Source organism: Paenibacillus sp. J22P15 (assembly GCF_056269345.1).
This window is the reverse complement of sequence record NZ_JBWDNT010000002.1, coordinates 688,528-706,803: the sequence shown is the minus strand read 5'-3', so window position 1 is coordinate 706,803 and position 18,276 is coordinate 688,528. Positions and strand designations below refer to the sequence as shown.

Here is an 18,276-nt window from a genome sequence, read left to right as displayed (position 1 = left end):
TGCATTGTACCAAAAATAGAATACGAGGAGAACCCTTTATTTTACAACTTATATATATGATCATAAAACAAACTATTGTTTTTGTTTAGCTTTATCTTGAATCCATTTGCGTTTCTTGAGCATGTTTGGCAGCAATCGAAATATTGTAGGCCAACAGCTTAACAATCCAGGCTCTCGCAAAATAATATAACCGAGCTTTGCAGCTTCAGTTGCCAGTATTACTGGCCCAATTAATAGGGAATGCCAACCAATAGGCTCGTTTTTTAAAAGGGTGAAGAACCGATTCTGATAGGAATGTTTACGTACGAACAACGGCACATTTCTTCTGTTGCCCTTCTTCCACCCTCTATGATGCACCGCATTCGCGGCGGGTACGTAATAAGAAGTCCAGCCAAGCTTATGCGCTCGCCATGCAACATCTACGTCTTCCTTATATGCAAAAAAATGCTCATCAAAAAATTCGCCTTCAAATTCGATATCACGAATCATAGCCGTTCGATAAACCGCCGCTGCACCTGACACGCCAAAAACAGGTTGTGTGTTCTTCCAGTCAGCTGCTGGCTCGCCAGTGGCAAGATCATATGCATTTCTATTCCGTTTCATTCCTAAACCGGCGCTATCCATTACTTCTATATTAGACGCAAAAACAAGCCGTCCGGTTGCACTTCCAACCGTCGGCTGCTGCTCCATATAGCTAATTATTTCTTGTATGTAATTCGGATCCAGCGTTACATCCGGATTTAATACAAGAACATAATCCGCGGAGGTTTCACGGATAGCCTGATTTTGACCGCCGGCAAACCCGTTATTTACTTTATTCGCAATAAAATGAACATGCTCCATGTAGGGCTTTACTTGTTCATCCGTTCCATCTGTTGAGGCATTATCGATCACGATAATGCGCTCAATCGGAATGGTTTGCTTCAGAACCGCATCCAAGCACGTTGCAATGTCTTTCGCACTATTATAGGTTACGATACAAACACTTACTGTAGGCATAACATTTATCACTCACTGTCTTTAAGATAGTGGTTCAAAGCTTCTCTCCACGGCCGCAGCACATTTAGTCCATTACTCCGAATGGCACAATGATCCATGACTGAATACGCAGGCCTCGGTGCAGGTCTCGGAAATTCTGCTGTTGTACAAGGTTCAACTAGGATTGCCGTGTTGCTGTCTTCAAAAATGGCATTAGCAAATTCAAACCATGAGCATATTCCGCTATTAGATGCATGGTAAATACCATAATAATCTGTTTGAACAAGCTCTAATAAGAAAGCAGCAAGATCATACGTATAAGTTGGCGATCCTACTTGATCCGCTACCACTTTGAGCTTATCCCGCTCTCCAGCCATTTTCAGCATCGTCTTTACAAAGTTATTGCCGTATTTCCCGTAAACCCAAGAAGTACGTACGATGTAGAAACGATCATGCAATGTCTGTACCGCCTGTTCACCTGCATACTTCGACTTTCCATAAACCGTTTGTGGATTTATCTGATCATATTCATTGTATGGAGTTGTACCTCTTCCATCGAAAACATAATCCGTGCTTATATAACATAGCTTAGCGCCAACTTCGCGAGCTGCAATTGCAACATTTCGTGTAGCTGCCGCATTCACACGAAAAGCCTCGTCCGGTTCGGACTCGGCTTTATCTACAGCTGTATAAGCAGCACAGTGAATCACAACATCAGGGCGATGAAGCGCAAATTGATTTCGACATGCTTGAAGATTTGTAATATCAAGCTCACTACGGCTTAATCCAATGATTTCAGCCGTTTCTGTTGACCACGCTGTCAATTCACGTCCAAGCTGTCCGTTTGCACCTGTTATGATGATTTTCGTTTTCGACATCTTATTCATTCGCCTCCAGGCGATCCTTATATTGCGTGTCGTAATACTGCTGATAAGAACCAGAAGCAACTTGCTCCATCCACTCCGTATTGCTTAGATACCACCGAATTGTCTCCTTGATCCCGTCCTCGTAATTAAATTTCGGCTGCCAGCCTAATTCATTACGAATCTTATCCGCATCGATCGCATAACGACGATCATGGCCTAAACGATCTTTTACGTAAGAGATAAGTGACTCCGGCTTGCCCAGCTCTTCAAGAATCGTACGAACAACCTGCAGGTTATTCCGCTCATTCCGTCCACCGACGTTATACACTTCACCATTGACGCCTTTATGAAGGACCAAATCAATAGCGCTGCAGTGATCCTCAACATACAACCAATCCCGTACATTCAATCCATCACCGTACACAGGAAGCGGCTTATCTTGAAGCGCGTTCTGAATCATGAGCGGAATTAACTTCTCAGGGAACTGATATGGCCCGTAGTTATTAGAGCATCGCGTAATGTTGACATTAAGACCAAACGTCTCATGATAAGCTCTAACGAGCAGATCTGCCCCAGCTTTACTAGCCGAATACGGACTATTAGGCGCAATTGGAGTATCTTCCGTGAAGAGACCTGTCTCGCCGAGTGTACCATACACTTCATCCGTAGATACTTGGACGAATTTATTTACATTATATTGCTTAGTAAGATCAAGCAGTGTTTGCGTACCAAGAATGTTCGTCTGCACGAAAATCTCCGGATGCAAAATGCTGCGATCCACATGCGATTCAGCTGCAAAGTTAATAACGGCGTCGATGCCTTGTTGGAATAATGGCTCTAATTCGCTTCGCTTCGCAATATCTGCTTTCACGAATGAGTAGCTAGAATGCTGCTCAATCGATCGCAGGTTTTCAAGGTTGCCCGCGTAGGTTAGCGCATCAACATTAATGATTTCGTAAGTTGGATAGTTCTTAATCATATATAGAACAAAGTTGCTGCCAATAAAGCCTGCTCCGCCGGTAACTAGTAATTTCACGAGTCTAACTCACCCTTCATATACAAAGTTGATTTCCGCATCTGCAAGCACTGGATGCTTGCCATCCTTATCCGATAGAATCGGACTCGATGTCGGCCAGTCGATAGCTAGTGCAGGATCATTCCATGCGATGCCTCGGTCGTGAGCGGGGGAGTAGAGGGCATCAACCTTATACTGAACTTCACAGTTTGGAACAAGAGTGCAGAAGCCGTGTGCAAAACCCTGTGGAACAAGCAATTGGCGTTTATTAGCTGCACTCAGAATAAAACCTTGCCATTGTCCAAATGTTGGTGAGCCTTTACGAATATCAACAACTACATCATATATCGCTCCATTAGTAACACGAACGAGCTTTGTTTGTGCTTTTGGAGATAATTGATAATGCATACCGCGAAGTACCCCAGCTTCTACTGATAAGGAATGGTTATCTTGAATAAAAGCGAACGGAATTCCATTCGCATGCGCAATTTCTTCATTGTAGCTTTCCATAAAAAAACCACGGTGATCACCGAATACGACAGGCTCTAGCAGCTTAACACCTGGAAGCTTTGATTCTAATATTTTCATAAGTCACCTTTTTGTTATAGTTTTAGTTTACCAAATTCCTCACCAAACGTAAGATCCTTTGCAAGCTCATTTGCTTTTGTCAATGAAGCATGAGTTCCTGCATCTGTCCACCAGCCTTCAAGAACATCATAGCTGAGCTCATTAGCCTCAATATATGCATTATTTACATCCGTAATTTCAAGCTCTCCGCGACCTGATGGTTTAAGCGTTTTAACGATTTCAAAAACATTACTATCATACATATATATTCCTGTAACTGCATAATTACTCTTTGGTTGTTTAGGTTTCTCTTCAATAGAAACGATCTTATCTCCATCCAACTCAGGTACACCGTAGCGTTGTGGATCATGAACTTCTTGAATAAGTATTTTTGCACCCTTATTTTGCTCTTTAAAGTTGCTGACGAACGGAGCAATACTATCATCAAACACATTATCGCCTAGAATAACGACCATTTGGTCACCATTCACAAAGTTTTCTGCCAATCCGAGTGCCTGTGCGATTCCACCTGCTTCGTCCTGAACTTTATATGTAAAAGATACGCCGAATTCATGGCCGCTTCCGAGCAAGTTTACTACGTCGCCCATGTGTTCTTTGCCAGTAACGATGAGGATATCGTGTATTGCACATTGTTTTAGCTTTGCAATTGAATGATAAATCATAGGATATTTACCTACTGGCAGTAAGTGTTTGTTAGTTACTTTTGTTAACGGATATAATCTTGAACCTGTACCACCAGCTAAAATGATACCTTTCATATTATCTATCACCATCGATTCTGTTAATTGATTCGACATAATTAATAAACCTTTCGACATTTAACTTCAATTTCATGAAAGAAATCGTATATAATAGTAAAGATATTCAAATTAAGCATATCAAATATAATTGAAGGTGTAACTACTAATGACAAAAGCTCTTCTGAAAAACAAACTATTTCTAGCTATTCTTCTCATCAAGTTAATTTTACTAGCTTTATTTTCTTCAGACTATAAAGATCTGTTATTTGTTCCATTTGTAGATTATTTCACTAACCATATTTCCAATCCATGGAATTATTACTACACACAAAAATTACCAAACCCTTTTCCTTATCCTGCAGGTATGCTTTATTTATTATCTTTTTTTCAAGTGTTTGCACAAATCTTCACTTCCGGGGTGATAAGCAACTTTATATTCAAACTCCCACTACTATTAGCAGACATCATTATATTAGTATTTCTCTACAAACTGTTTCCAACAAAATCCAAAGAAATTTTGATTTTTTATTTTTCATCTCCCATCATCATTTATGCTAGTTATATACATTCACAGCTCGATCTGATTCCAACAGCTTTTCTACTCACATCTATGTTTTACCTTATAAAGGAGAAGGGTCTACTTGCAGCGATTCTCTTTGGACTAGCAATAAGCACAAAGTTTCATGTTATTGCAGCTCTTCCTTTAATCATAATATTTCTTTGGAGGAAATCGAATCGATCATTAATTTATATGGCATTTTCTCCATTAATCTACTTTATTCTGTCTTCACCATTTTTGTTCTCTGACGGATTTATCCAGTACGTTTTACGAAACAAAGAGCAAATGCAGATCTTTAATGTATCGTTTCCAATTGCAGGAATCAAAATATACTTGTCACTGTTTGTTGTCCTTCTTATATACATACGCTTCTCTATCTACAAGAAAATAAATAATGATTTGCTGTTTAGTTATACAGGTCTTCTATTTTCAGCCTTTTTGCTTTTCGTACCACCAATGCCTGGATGGTACATATGGATTGTGCCATTTTTATGTATTTATTTTATAAATGCTTATCAATCCTCTAACGAAAAAGTATTCATATTAGATGGCATACTATCAGTATCATATCTAGTTTACTTCATCGTGTTTCATCATACTCAATATAACGACATTATACTAATTGGTCACATTTTAGATTTGAAATTTAGTAGCGAACAATTAAAAAATGTTACGTTTACAATATTAACAAGTTGTTTACTTGCAGTCGTTTATTATCTTTATAACCATGGAGTTAGGAGTAATTCAATTTATAAAAAGAAATACGCTGCTTTTGCTATAGGTATCGGGGGAGATAGTGGTTCAGGGAAAAGCACTCTGCTTCAAGATCTGAAACTCCTTTTGTATCATAAACGTCTTTTGGAAATAGAAGGTGATGGTGATCACAAGTGGGAACGCGGTGATGTCAACTGGGAAACATATACCCATCTTAATCCAAAGGCTAACTTCCTACACCGTCAATCTGATCACTTGACTGCATTGAAGCGAGGAGAACATGTAGAACGAGTTATCTATGATCATGATACAGGCACTTTTACTTCACCGATGATAACAAAATCAAATGATTTTATTATATTATCCGGCCTTCATCCCTTTTATTTGCCAAAAATGCGTAAAAACATTGATTTAAAGATTTATATTGAAACAGAAGACGACCTTCGATGTCATTGGAAAATATTGAGAGATACAGCTAAGAGAGGTTATTCCAAAGAAAAAGTGATCGAGCAAATAAATGCTAGACTGCCAGATGCTCAGAAATATATTCATCCTCAAAAGTTATATGCTGATTTAATTATTACTTATTTCTCTGATGATGAATTTATAGTTGGAAATCTTCATTATGATCCACGTACTCTAGTGAAACTTACTTTGGATTCGAATATTGATTTAGAGCCTCTTGTTATAGAATTGATACGTTCAGGCACTCAATTTGATCATGATTATTCTGAGAATCTACAAACCCAGTACCTTACTATAAATGAGGAATCAAATATATTAGAAGTGAATTCATGGGTAGATAAGCTTGTACTTAATCGAGAGGAAATCATCTCTACGGATGCGACTTTTTTGAATGGGATGAGAGGTTTAGTACAAATCGTAATACTTATAATTATTTCTGATAAAATGAAGGAGGATAACATTGAATATTAAAGGCATATTTATAGATTTTGATGATACACTTTATGACTATAATCGATGCCATGAATTTGCTTTATCTAAGGTTATCAACATATTAGCGCAGAAAACAGGATTAGGTTATGCTGATTTATTAAATCGATATCATGCAGCAAAAACACCTATTCATATCTCTCTGCATGGTTATGCTGCCTCGCATAATAGATTATTATATTTCCAAAAATTAATTGAACAACTCCCTAAAAATCCTGAATCACCCATTAGTTTAGCAAATCATTGCTACTCTTCATATTGGAATGCATTTATTAATAACATAGATCTTTTTGATGATGTGATTAGCTTGCTCAGTGATTTACGAGAACAAGGCATACAGATTATCATGGTGACTGATCTAACCGCAGATGTTCAATTCAAAAAAATTGAACAGTTAGGGATAGAAAACTTGTTTGATTATATTGTTACTAGTGAGGAAGCAGGTTGCGAAAAGCCTCATCCCCATATATTTGAATTAGCACTTCGGAAATGTGGACTAAGCCCTGAACAAGTTTGTATGATTGGTGATTCATATAATAAAGACATTAAAGGAGCTTTAAACATGAATATCCGAGCGTTTTGGATAAATCATTCTAGTAAAGTTATACCAACAACTGATAGAATAACGGAGATCAAACAATTCAATGAACTGCGAGGTTATTTAATATGAATGAATTAGATTTATTAGTGTTAATGTCTAAGTACGCTGGAGAAAGATTTGATTTAATTCAAGCAGGCGGTGGTAATTCATCAGTGAAATTTGATGATGGCAGAATGGCCATTAAAGCCTCCGGCTATCTTCTATCTGATCTAAGTTCTACACGTGGTTACTCTATTGTCAATAACAATATGGTATGTGAAATATTATCTACAGATCAAGTTTTAAACGCTTCTTCAAAAAAAGAACGTGAAAATATCTCTGCACAGTTTTTGCAAAAAACGATTTTGACACCAGAGTCTCGACCTTCTATTGAGACCTTTCTTCATGCAATACTTTCTAAATACACGCTACACACACACCCTGTCGCAGTAAATGCAATTACTTGTTTAGATAATTGGAAGGAACTATTACTTGAAATTTTTGGATCTGAAATATTACTAGTTAATTATGAGACTCCAGGTGTCGAGCTTGCACTGCATTTAAAGGAGCAATATGACATTTATATTCAAATAAACAGTTGCCAACCGAAGATTGTCTTCCTCCAAAATCATGGACTTATAATCAGTTCTGACAACTATGAAGACATTCAAATTATCACAGACTCTGTCACCTCTCGATTAGAGAAAGTATTGAACATTGACCTGGAACGTTACCGTTTAACAAATCAATTATCACATATTATTAATAAATTTAATGATGTTCAACCTATTATTACTTATTTAACGGAAGACAATCAAATAACGAGTTTAATAGAAAAAAACCCTGATCTCCTAAAATACACTCCTTACTTCCCTGACGGGCTTGTATTTCTTGGATACCAACCGCTTATCGTTAACAATGAAACTGCATCATCTAACATACATAATTACTTTGAAAAATATCAAGACCATCCTAAAGTCATTATTTATGATAATCATATTTACTTTGTAGCATCCAATGTAAAAAAAGCAAAAGAGATGGAAGACGTCTTAAAGCTGCATTTGATGGGCCTTCAATATTCCCCAGGGAAAATAAATTTGTTGCCGATAGAAGAACTAAAATACTTAGGTAACTGGGAAGCAGAAAAATTTCGACAAAAACTATAATATAAAGGATTGAACTAACTTATGCATATAGTAATTCCTATGTCAGGCTTTGGTAACCGTTTTTTGAAAGCTGGCTATACGATTCCGAAATCATTAATTGAAATAGATGGAATTCCCATGATTGAACATGTAGTTAATATGTTCCCCGGTGAAAATAAGTTCACCTTTATTTGTAATGAGGATCATTTAAAAAACACAAACATGGAGCAGATCTTAAACCGTATAGCCCCAGAAGGCAATATTGTTGCTATCCCTCCTCATAAAAAGGGACCTGTTTATGCGGTTTCCTTCGCTTATGATTTAATTGATGATGAGGAAGAAGTTATTGTGAATTATTGCGACTTCTCTTGCTATTGGGATTATCATGATTTCCTAAAACATACTCGCAATAGAAATGCAGATGGAGCACTCCCTTCTTACAAAAGTTACCATCCGCACATGCTTGGAAAAACAAATTATGCTTTTATGCGTGATGATAATCAATGGATGCTTGAAATTAAAGAAAAAGAACCTTTTACAGATAATCGGATGAACGAATATGCTTCTGACGGTACTTATTATTTTAAAAAAGGATCTTACGTAAAAAAATATTTTAATTTACTAATGGATAAAAATATTCATTTAAACGATGAGTTTTATGTAAGTCTTGTGTATAACTTACTGTTACAGGACCGTCTAAGCGTCTCCATTTACGAAATCCAACATATGCTTCAATGGGGAACACCTGAGGATGTTGCAGAGTATAACGAATGGTCACAGTACTTTTCCAACATTGTTAAACAAAATAAGTCGTTTATTGCTCAGCATGATGGAATTAATCTCATTCCGCTTGCAGGTGCCGGAAGTAGATTCGTTAAAGAAGGCTATACTGTACCAAAACCGCTGATAGAAGTTTCTGGAAAACCAATGATAATTCAAGCTGCAAAAAGTCTTCCTAACAATAAACATAATATTTTCGTATGCCTTGAAGAGCACCTACAGCAATATCCGTTGCGTGAACAACTATTGCAAGAATACCCAAATGCAAAGATTGTATCAATAAATCAATTAACCGAGGGACAAGCATGTACTTGTGAATTAGGCCTACAGGATGAAGATTTAAATAAACCTGTAATGATTGGTGCATGTGATAATGGAATGATTTATGATCATCATCATTTAAACGAGCTATTCAATGATCCAAAAATTGATGCTATTGTATGGACTTTTAGAAATCATATATCTAGCCAAACCAATCCGCAAATGTATGGTTGGGTAGATACCGATAAAAATAGTAATGTTACAAAGATAAGTGTAAAAGTTCCAATTAGTGATGAACCTAAAAATGATCATGCAGTAGTTGGCTCATTTTACTTTAAAAAATCTCGTTATCTAATTGATGCACTTGATAACATGCGAAAAAAGGACATTCGTGTGAATGGTGAATTTTATGTAGATTCAACAATAAATGAGTTAATTGAAATGGGCCTAAATATAAAGGTTCTTGAAACAAGTGACTATATTTGCTGGGGAACACCCAATGACTATAGAACATTTGTTTACTGGCAAAGCTTTTTCCACAAATGTTTCTGGCATCCTTATAACTTAAATCTTGATCCAACAGTGAACCGAGATAAATTAAATGAATTAATTAATATTTACTCTGATTTTGCACAAGAAAACGAATAAACATGCTAAAAACGCAAGCATATCGTTTTCTAATTGTCGGACTACTTGCTGTATTGATTGATACTTCTAGTTATTTTATACTTAAAGCCTTTGTGTCGCCGTCTGCGGCCAAAGGCATATCTTTTTGTTTAGGTACTATCGTAGCTTATATACTTAATAAACAGTGGACTTTTGAAGAGAAGGCTCATCAAAAGAAAAAAGTGATTCGATTCGCTCTTTTGTATTCATTCACATTATCAGCCAATGTCTTAGTTAATAAATGTGGATTATTATTAGTCCCTCAAGCGTATCTTTTAGCTTTTATCTCTGCAACCGGTACAAGTACCGTTCTGAATTTCATTGGACAAAAATGGTGGGTGTTTAAAAAATGATAAAATTATCAATTGTTGTACCCTGTTATAACGAAGAAAAAAATATACCATTAATTTTAGATCGTTTTGCAGCATGTATTGATAGGGATGATATAGAAGTCATACTTGTGAATAATGGATCATCAGATGATAGTCAAGCTGTATTAAATAATCTAATTGGCAACTATTATTTTGCTCGTACTGTACATGTACAACAAAATCAAGGTTATGGCTTCGGCATACTATTCGGTTTATCCCACGCTCAGGGAAAATATATTGGTTGGACCCATGCCGATCTGCAGACTGACCCTGAAGATTTGCTTAAGGCTCTTCGATTAATAGAAGATAGAGAAAATCCAACAGATATCTATATTAAAGGAACACGCAAAAATCGTCCTTTCATGGATCAATTTTTCACTTTCGGTATGAGTTTGTTTGAATCTATATATATGAGTAAAACCCTATATGACATTAATGCTCAACCTAATGTGTTTCATCGTAGTTTTTTTGACTCGTGGGATAATCCACCATATGACTTCTCATTAGACTTATTTTCACTATATATGGCAAAAAAGAAAAAAATAAACGTGGTCCGATTTGATGTAATTTTCCCGAATAGGATCCACGGGCAATCAAGTTGGAATACAGGCTTCTCTAGCAAATGGAAGTTCATTAAACGGACATTACAATATAGTATTAAACTCAAAGGGGAATTGAAAAATGGAGTACATCGCTCATAGAATAAACACCATAGAGGAATTGAAACAAGTACCTAAAGAATATGGTGTCGAGCTAGACTTAAGGGATCGTGGAGATCGTTTAATTATTAGTCATGATCCTTTCAGTGATGGGGAAGACTTTGAAGAATACTTAAAACATTATAGTCATGGTACCATGATATTAAATATTAAAAGTGAACGAATTGAACATAAAGTTCTAGAACTCATTCATCAATATAATATTACTGAGTATTTTTTCCTGGATTCTTCCTTTCCAATGATTTATTTGCTATCTAAAAATGGTGAGAGTAATATTGCTGTTAGGTTTTCTGAATATGAAGGATTAGACACCATATTAAATCTTAAAAATAGAGTAAGGTGGGTATGGATAGATTGTTTTACAAAACTCCCCATTTCTCAAGAATCCTATACATTATTAAAAGAAAACGGATTTAAACTTTGCTTAGTTTCACCAGAGCTACAGGGACGCAAAGAAGAAATCTCAAACTATAAACATTACTTAGAAAAGAGTAATATCGTTTTTGATGCTATTTGTACGAAAATCCCTAATATAACAGCTTGGCAAGGCAATTTACAAATCTCCAACTAGAGGTAGGTCTGAATAAAAGTCAAGGATGTTTTCCCTCGGGCTTTTGTTTCTAATGTGCTAACTTGTGAAATACATGAAAGGAGTACTTCGAGATATGATTAAGAGAAAAATTATTGTAATAGCTTTAATTATTTTTTCATTATTTGTTTGTACCTATATATCTAATGAGCTATATAAATTTCAAAATCCTAACTTACAAGTATTACTAAATACTAATAACGAGAAAGTTACGGGTACCATTTATAGCGAAAAAACCACTTTTGAATTTGTAAAAAAGACAAATTCAAAATATGAAACTATTATTGATCATAATAACAAAAAAAAGAGTCTAACAGTAGAGATGGATTCAAATGTAATAACAAGTATTTATATAGATAAAATAGACTTATCCAATGCATTAGTAAAAATATCTGACATTTCAAGTTTAGGCCACTATAATCATTATTACTCTATTGAATTAATGAATGATCATAACAGTGGATTTATAAAAATATTGGTTATAGCAATGATTACTGCTTTATTATTCTCTCTGACGGTATTTATCTACAGAAGATTACATGGTGATTTTTCTGTCTTTATTTACTCTACAGCAGTTTTTCGTCATTTAAAAAAGCGAGATATAATCCTTACACTATCAACCTTCTTTTTAACTTTATTTATAGTTGTCGGTTCAGACGTAGTAGGATTCTTTAATATGATTCAGTTATATAATCATAATATAGATTTATATCAGTTTCAGATAAATGATCAAAAATACACTAACTTCCCATTCTATAGTTTTCCTTACAACCCAACATTAGTTTTGTTTTGGGGATTTGCATATAAGTTTGTAGGAGGAATATTTGAAGCTGCACCACTTTTTAATGGGTATCCATATATCCAAGTATCTCTTTTCAAACTCTTTAATATTTTACTGCTCTTATTAACTATACTAAGCGTACTCTCATTTCTAATCGAAAATAATTATATCCATAAGAAAATACGAACAATTTATTATTTAAGTTTTTTCAACCCGATAAGTTTTTATATAGCCGTGTTATATATACATTTAGATACAGTACCTTTGTATTTAATAACAATAGGTGTGCTATTACTTAATAAGACAAAAAAACATCTTTTATTAAGTGCATTACTAATTTCTTTAGGAATTAGTATGAAAAGCCAAATATTAATACTTTTTCCTTTTATAATAATTACACTTATCATGGTGTTTAATGGAAGCGAGATCCGAAGAAAAACATTTGATACAATGAAATTTGGAGGAACGTTTGCCATTCTATTTTTTGTATTAAGTATATTTCCTAAAATGAATGACGCTCCATTAAAAATATTGATGGACAACTTTGATCAGATGGATAGAATATGGTTTACAGTCTTACAGTATGCACCTGATCTATTTGTATATTTTACACCAGGTATAATTTTATTGATTACAATGTTATACTTGTTTCAATTAAGAGGTACTGAATCAAAAAATGATTCAATTCTTAGTTACTTTTTTATTACGGCTTGTATTATTTTTGTATTTAGTGCATCTATGATGCATACTCCATCTACACTATTGCATACAACTGTAGCCTTTATTCTGCTTTATGCTTTTAGTAATTCACTACAAAAAGTAATTATTTTTGTTTTATCAAGTATCGTACTTACAAGTTATATTTTTTCAGACTCCGGTGATATCGGCAGAATATTAGGATGGAATTATAAAATTACATCTTACTTAAATCTATATTTCAACGGAAATACTACGTTGCAATCTTCATTTATATTTACTCTTTCTGTTGTGTCAATGATAGCTTTTGCAGTCTTATTATATAAAAAATCTATACTAATGGACAAATTGAACAACCATTAGCGTAAGATAAATGTATGACTAATATATGGATACTGCCGCTCACTTCATCTTTCAGATTATCTCTAAACGATATGAGTAAGGCTCTATCATCATCACCTCCAATAGATCTTTGGGTTCTTGGGGCTAGATATTTGGTGACACGGTACTTTCTACCGCAATCCTAGATCGTCTCCTACATAATTCATTAACCATAAACATCGAAGTTGAGAGCTACTGGATTAAAGAAAAGAAAAAAACTGGATTCTTCAAGTCTTACTTAACGGAAAGACAATAGCTTTCATTTTCTCCTCTATGTGGTAACTTACTCTTGTTTCCAAGCAAAAACACCTCCAAGTTGTACGAGTATTTTGGAACTGCCCCCCCGTTCTTGAGACAAGGATCAAAATACCTTAACTAAACAGCCAGTTGCCGGTACTTACTAGGTGACTGGTTATTTAGTTTCGTTTGGATACGAATGTTGTTATAATAATCAATGAAGTCTGTGACCGTCTGTTCAACGATTGCCGTCGTTGTGCAGGTCAATCGGTCGAGATAGAACGTTTCGCACTTAAGGGTGGCATGAAACGATTCGATGCGGGCATTATCAGCGGGCGTACTTTTACGGGACATGCTCATGGTAATGCCTTTTCCATTTACCGCTTGTTGATATGCGGAAGAGGTATACACAGAACCCTGATCACTGTGTAACATACAATCTTCAGGAAAAGTTGGAAGCTGGTTTAAGGTATCCAGGACAAACGCTGTGTCTTGTGTATCTCCAATCGTTGCAGCAATAACCTCACCATTAAACAAATCGAGAATGCTAGAAAGATACAGCATTTTAGGTCCATATGGCAAGTAGGTAATATCTGTAACTAACTTTTGTAGGGGCTTGTCTGCTTTGAAATTACGTTTGAGCAGATGATCCGCGACATAAGTAGGTGCCCCTGTTTGTTTACGCTTCTTGACTTTCACCCTGCATTGCAAGCCTTCTCGCTGCATGATACGTTGAACCACTTTATGTTTGACAGGGGTCTCCTCACACAAACTAGCCGTAATTTTACGATAGCCATAGCGAAACTTGTGTTCAACGCAGAGTGTCCGAATACGTTCTGTAAGACGCTCATCGCTCTTCTTCACAGGCTGCTTTCTCCAACGATGATAGCTTGCTCTCGAGACGCCCAAGAGTTCACATAAACCTTGAATACTCATCTGTGACTTGGAAGTCTCGATAAATGAGATTATGATTTCTGGGATGACCAACTCCTTTTCATGGTGTTGTACTTTTTTAAGAGTTCAATTTGTTGCTTCAGAAAGCGATTCTCAGTTTCCAGTCCCGTTGTCTCTGAATCATATCCAGGCCCTTTCCCATAGCTATACTGCTTGCCCACGGGCTGCTCCAGTCGATGAACTTCACCTTGCCGATACCATTTCATCCACACCTTTAGCTGCTTGTAATTCATGATGTTCAACTGCTCCATAACCTCTTTTACAGGAACCCCCGCTAATCGCAATTCGATTGCCTTCATTTTCACCTCTACTGGATAACTGACCCTTGTCCCCACGTAAAAAATACCTCCAAGTTGTACAAGTATTTTACAACACTCGTAATTTCAACTTAAAGGTGTTTTGATTTGTCTCACGTTATGGGGTCAGTTCCGTCGTACAACTTGAAGGTGTTTTATTTTGTCTCACGTTTTGGGTCAGTTCAGTCATATTTGACTCTCTTAAATTTTTTTCAAAAATACTACTCTTGCAACGGTCTCAATTTGTCAGTTCTAAATTTGCTTAAATATGTAGTTCGTTTCTTCTGTCATAGGTGCAATTATCAACATTCTTCACTGTCAATTGCATTATCCGATGACCTTGCCCATATCTTGGGTATCCTTCATCAGTAAGATTTAGATTAACTGGTTTATTATCAAATAAATCTCGATCGTACACCCCTAAGACAGTTTGAAAAACAAAAGTGCACCACAGATTACGGTTTTCACTATACAACTCATCAATGTCTTTCTTGCTTATATATTGGCCTAAAAAGGCAGGGTTACGATTATATTGCAGCTACATTTCTCGAACTACCAACAATAATAATACTTACACGCTCTTTAGAACTTTCAAGAGTATCCAGAATCATTTCTACGCTACCTCGATAATTAGAAGGATGACTTTCTACTGTGTCAGTCTTACTTATGAGAGGATTCACAAGACCCGTTCTGTAAGGTACTACTCGCACAGTGATCTTATTCATCTGACTATACAAAAAACATGATTGGATCATGTTCTTTTGCGGTAACAGCTCACTACTAGGGTTATGTAACGAATGGGCTTTGTGACAGTACTCTAAAAATGAATGGCCAATCCCCCTTTATAGTTACATACTGAACGTACTAAAATGAGGTTATCCTGACTTAGCTAGTTAACCTCATTTTACAATTTCATTTTGCATACTTTATGTTCAGCACATTCCATCAATATGTTTTGGCTAAAAAATATTCCAATTCAAAACTTGTGATTTATTCGATATTATTAAGTTTATTATTCGAATACAATATACCAATAAAAATAAAAAATGTAATTATCGAGAAGAGGTAGGCAAGAAGAATCCATATGTCATTGTAATATAATTTAATTCCCCCTATGTAGTCATCACTTACATTGAGTTTCATAAATCCTTCATCATTAGTAATATGACACTCATTGTTACTTTGTTTAGTAATCAATTTGCATTTATATTTATCCGAATACGCAAATTGCAAGGAAATTACAGTTCCTGTTTTCTCTTTATTAATCTCAAAACCGGAAGGTGTGGCCATCCACTTAAGCTCATCATTTATAGATGAAATTATTTTTTTAACGTTACTGATTTCAATTATTTCCTGATCTTTTGTATATTCATGAATTTGAGTAATACTTAATTTATTGCTATTATTAATAAAATCAATTATGTTTTGTTTTCTACTATCGAATTTATCAACTATTATATATTTTAGTGATAGATTAATAATAGCTTTCTCAACATCTTGATAGTAATAATAGTTTTTATGATAAAAATTCAGTTTATTATTACTATAAGTCCAAAAAGACTCGTTATCATGTTCATATCCTATTATACTACCATCCTCTTTTAAACCTAAGCTTTTTGAAATAATACTCCCATCATTCCTATAAAACACAAATGATTGATCTTTAAAATAGTCTGTGGAACGTTCGTCAGCTGCACCTTTTATGAAAGGTGCATTATCACTCCTTTTTAAATAATGAATAGTTCCATTTTTTTGATTTGATACAAATAATCTTTCTTTTTCGTTATAAATAAATTCTGAGGTTTTTAATTGATCTTTTGTATAAAATATTGGTGATCTTTCGTTTAATCCATTATAAATATTATCAGTTTGTCCGTAAATAGGTGTAATTAATGAACTCCTATACTTATCCAGCCCCATATGATATCCGCCAATTGAATAAACTTTTTCGTATGTTGCTCCATTCCTAAAAAGCTTAGTTTTTAGATCAAAACTATCTTTAAACCAATCCTTCTCTGATAAGACGCTTATTATTCTATAATCATTTAAATTAAGATCTGTTTGTGTAATTATTTGTGATTTTTCATGTATATTAGCATACGAGTATAGCTTCATAACTTTATGAATTTGATGTAAACCCATTAAGCTAAATACTAATACTATTGCAGAAACAACACTAATAACTATTTTATTTTTACATAACTTAAAAAACAGTGCACTAGGAATAATTAATAAAGGAGGGATTATGAAAATCCATTTAAACAAAAACCTAAATTGATTTACAACAGGAATATAGAACAAGATAGTGCTAATAAAAGTTTTAGCAGCAACAGCAACTGCTATTGCAATAATGAAAAAAGATGAAATGGATAATATAAACAAATCCGACTTTTTACTCTTGTATTTTATTGTGTAAAATAATCCAACTATAGATATCGGTATAATTGAACCCATATAATACAAGCTATAACTAGTATACTCACCATGTTCTGCTTTAAAGTTACTAAAGATTTCACTAAATAATGAATTCTGGTATGGTAATACCATACTAATAATCAATTTCCCTAAACCCATATATAGATCAAAAAACTGATTGTTATCATTTGAAAAATCAAATGATTGTGAAGATACATTGTTCAAAAGTATAAATTGTGGTAATGCTAGTATGCATGTAATTATTGAATTTAGTATAGTCAGAATAGCTATTTTCTTTTTAGATTCTCTTTTCAAAAGAAACAATCCAAGCATTAATACAATATAAACCATTATCATATACACTGAGTACTGAATATTTCCCATGAATACACTCAACGATAATATAATTCCTGGAAGGAAATTTTTAAAGTTTTTTAAGTCATTTGTCGAAATTTTTAAAATTGCATAGATCATTAGAGGCAATAAAAAGTAAATATTAAATACATAATACCAATGACCATGTAGAATATACGGACAAATTGCCGCATACGAGAATGTTATAAGGAAGTAATAGTACCATCTTAAATTTAATGCTTTTAGTAATATCACAGTTGTATAGTTTCCCAGAGCAAACATCATATATATGTATACGGTTATTGTGTTTTGATTAATCAGCTTGTTTAGCAAAAAAGAAATGAACATAAACGGATTTAGAATACTGTAATAACCAACACTAATAATATCAATTGCTAAGAATTGATACGGATTAATATATGCTAACTCTCCTTTTAGTAAATGATTAAATGCCATGTCTAGTACAGGTAGCCATTGAGTATAATTATCGTCTACTAACAATAAATTCTCTTTTTTTCCAGTTATGATAAAGAGAAAAATAATAGAACCCAAAGCCCACAATAGAAATTCGATTAAGCACTTTGCTGCCTTTTTCCCTCGCCCTCGAAGAATGGATAACTGTCCCATATCACTTCTC

16 protein-coding genes are annotated in these 18,276 nt (G+C 34.7%); 9 read left to right on the top strand and 7 right to left on the bottom strand.

Annotation, left to right across the window (positions count from 1 at the left end):
- Positions 1 to 72 precede the first annotated feature (72 nt).
- The 5 genes from AC0YN6_RS07705 to AC0YN6_RS07685 are packed head-to-tail and all read right to left on the bottom strand — an operon-like array spanning position 73 to position 4,205.
- Positions 73 to 999, bottom strand: coding sequence for a glycosyltransferase family 2 protein (locus AC0YN6_RS07705; RefSeq protein ID WP_475746093.1), 927 nt, complete (start codon positions 997 to 999; stop codon positions 73 to 75).
- 8 nt (positions 1,000 to 1,007) lie between these two features.
- Positions 1,008 to 1,865, bottom strand: coding sequence for a dTDP-4-dehydrorhamnose reductase (gene rfbD, locus AC0YN6_RS07700; protein WP_475746092.1), 858 nt, complete (start codon positions 1,863 to 1,865; stop codon positions 1,008 to 1,010).
- The gene (gene rfbB / locus AC0YN6_RS07695) at positions 1,858 to 2,880 is read right to left on the bottom strand and encodes a dTDP-glucose 4,6-dehydratase (RefSeq protein WP_475746090.1); all 1,023 of its coding nucleotides are present in this window, start codon (positions 2,878 to 2,880) and stop codon (positions 1,858 to 1,860) included. Before rfbB ends, rfbD begins: the two co-directional genes overlap by 8 nt.
- Before the next feature lie 9 nt (positions 2,881 to 2,889).
- Positions 2,890 to 3,447, bottom strand: coding sequence for a dTDP-4-dehydrorhamnose 3,5-epimerase (gene rfbC / locus AC0YN6_RS07690; protein ID WP_475746089.1), 558 nt, complete (start codon positions 3,445 to 3,447; stop codon positions 2,890 to 2,892).
- A 14-nt stretch (positions 3,448 to 3,461) separates the two neighbouring features.
- Positions 3,462 to 4,205 (bottom strand): sugar phosphate nucleotidyltransferase, encoded by a 744-nt coding sequence (locus AC0YN6_RS07685; RefSeq protein ID WP_475746295.1) that lies wholly within the window; start codon positions 4,203 to 4,205, stop codon positions 3,462 to 3,464.
- A gap of 148 nt (positions 4,206 to 4,353) precedes the next feature.
- Between AC0YN6_RS07685 and AC0YN6_RS07680 the strand changes: the two genes are divergently transcribed.
- The 9 genes from AC0YN6_RS07680 to AC0YN6_RS07640 all read left to right on the top strand — a co-directional run bounded on the left by AC0YN6_RS07680 (position 4,354) and on the right by AC0YN6_RS07640 (position 13,639).
- Positions 4,354 to 6,396, top strand: a complete 2,043-nt coding sequence (locus AC0YN6_RS07680; protein ID WP_475746088.1) for a glycosyltransferase 87 family protein — start codon at positions 4,354 to 4,356, stop codon at positions 6,394 to 6,396.
- The gene (locus AC0YN6_RS07675; protein WP_475746087.1) at positions 6,386 to 7,084 is read left to right on the top strand and encodes an HAD family hydrolase; all 699 of its coding nucleotides are present in this window, start codon (positions 6,386 to 6,388) and stop codon (positions 7,082 to 7,084) included. Before AC0YN6_RS07680 ends, AC0YN6_RS07675 begins: the two co-directional genes overlap by 11 nt.
- Positions 7,081 to 8,160, top strand: a complete 1,080-nt coding sequence (locus AC0YN6_RS07670) for a class II aldolase/adducin family protein (RefSeq protein WP_475746086.1) — start codon at positions 7,081 to 7,083, stop codon at positions 8,158 to 8,160. Before AC0YN6_RS07675 ends, AC0YN6_RS07670 begins: the two co-directional genes overlap by 4 nt.
- Before the next feature lie 21 nt (positions 8,161 to 8,181).
- Positions 8,182 to 9,828, top strand: a complete 1,647-nt coding sequence (locus tag AC0YN6_RS07665) for an NTP transferase domain-containing protein (protein ID WP_475746085.1) — start codon at positions 8,182 to 8,184, stop codon at positions 9,826 to 9,828.
- Between the two features lie 2 nt (positions 9,829 to 9,830).
- Positions 9,831 to 10,199, top strand: coding sequence for a GtrA family protein (locus AC0YN6_RS07660; protein ID WP_475746084.1), 369 nt, complete (start codon positions 9,831 to 9,833; stop codon positions 10,197 to 10,199).
- Positions 10,196 to 10,918, top strand: a complete 723-nt coding sequence (locus AC0YN6_RS07655; RefSeq protein WP_475746083.1) for a glycosyltransferase family 2 protein — start codon at positions 10,196 to 10,198, stop codon at positions 10,916 to 10,918. Before AC0YN6_RS07660 ends, AC0YN6_RS07655 begins: the two co-directional genes overlap by 4 nt.
- On the top strand, positions 10,899 to 11,507 hold the full coding sequence (locus AC0YN6_RS07650; protein WP_475746082.1) for a phosphatidylinositol-specific phospholipase C/glycerophosphodiester phosphodiesterase family protein: 609 nt from the start codon (positions 10,899 to 10,901) through the stop codon (positions 11,505 to 11,507). The genes AC0YN6_RS07655 and AC0YN6_RS07650 overlap by 20 nt, the downstream gene beginning before the upstream one ends.
- Positions 11,508 to 11,601: 94 nt before the next feature.
- Complete coding sequence (locus tag AC0YN6_RS07645) at positions 11,602 to 13,365, top strand: hypothetical protein (RefSeq protein WP_475746081.1); 1,764 nt, start codon at positions 11,602 to 11,604, stop codon at positions 13,363 to 13,365.
- A gap of 127 nt (positions 13,366 to 13,492) precedes the next feature.
- Positions 13,493 to 13,639 carry an ATP-binding protein gene (locus AC0YN6_RS07640; protein WP_475746294.1) on the top strand — a complete coding sequence of 49 codons (147 nt, stop codon included), beginning with the start codon at positions 13,493 to 13,495 and terminating at the stop codon, positions 13,637 to 13,639.
- 119 nt (positions 13,640 to 13,758) lie between these two features.
- Here AC0YN6_RS07640 and AC0YN6_RS07635 read toward each other — a convergent pair.
- Positions 13,759 to 14,909 (bottom strand): IS3 family transposase gene (locus AC0YN6_RS07635; protein WP_475746080.1). Its coding sequence is split into 2 segments (ribosomal slippage): positions 13,759 to 14,586 and positions 14,589 to 14,909, totalling 1,149 coding nucleotides; the frame shifts between segments, so codons are not numbered across the junction.
- 951 nt (positions 14,910 to 15,860) lie between these two features.
- Positions 15,861 to 18,266 carry a glycosyltransferase family protein gene (locus tag AC0YN6_RS07630; protein ID WP_475746078.1) on the bottom strand — a complete coding sequence of 802 codons (2,406 nt, stop codon included), beginning with the start codon at positions 18,264 to 18,266 and terminating at the stop codon, positions 15,861 to 15,863.
- Positions 18,267 to 18,276 lie beyond the last annotated feature (10 nt).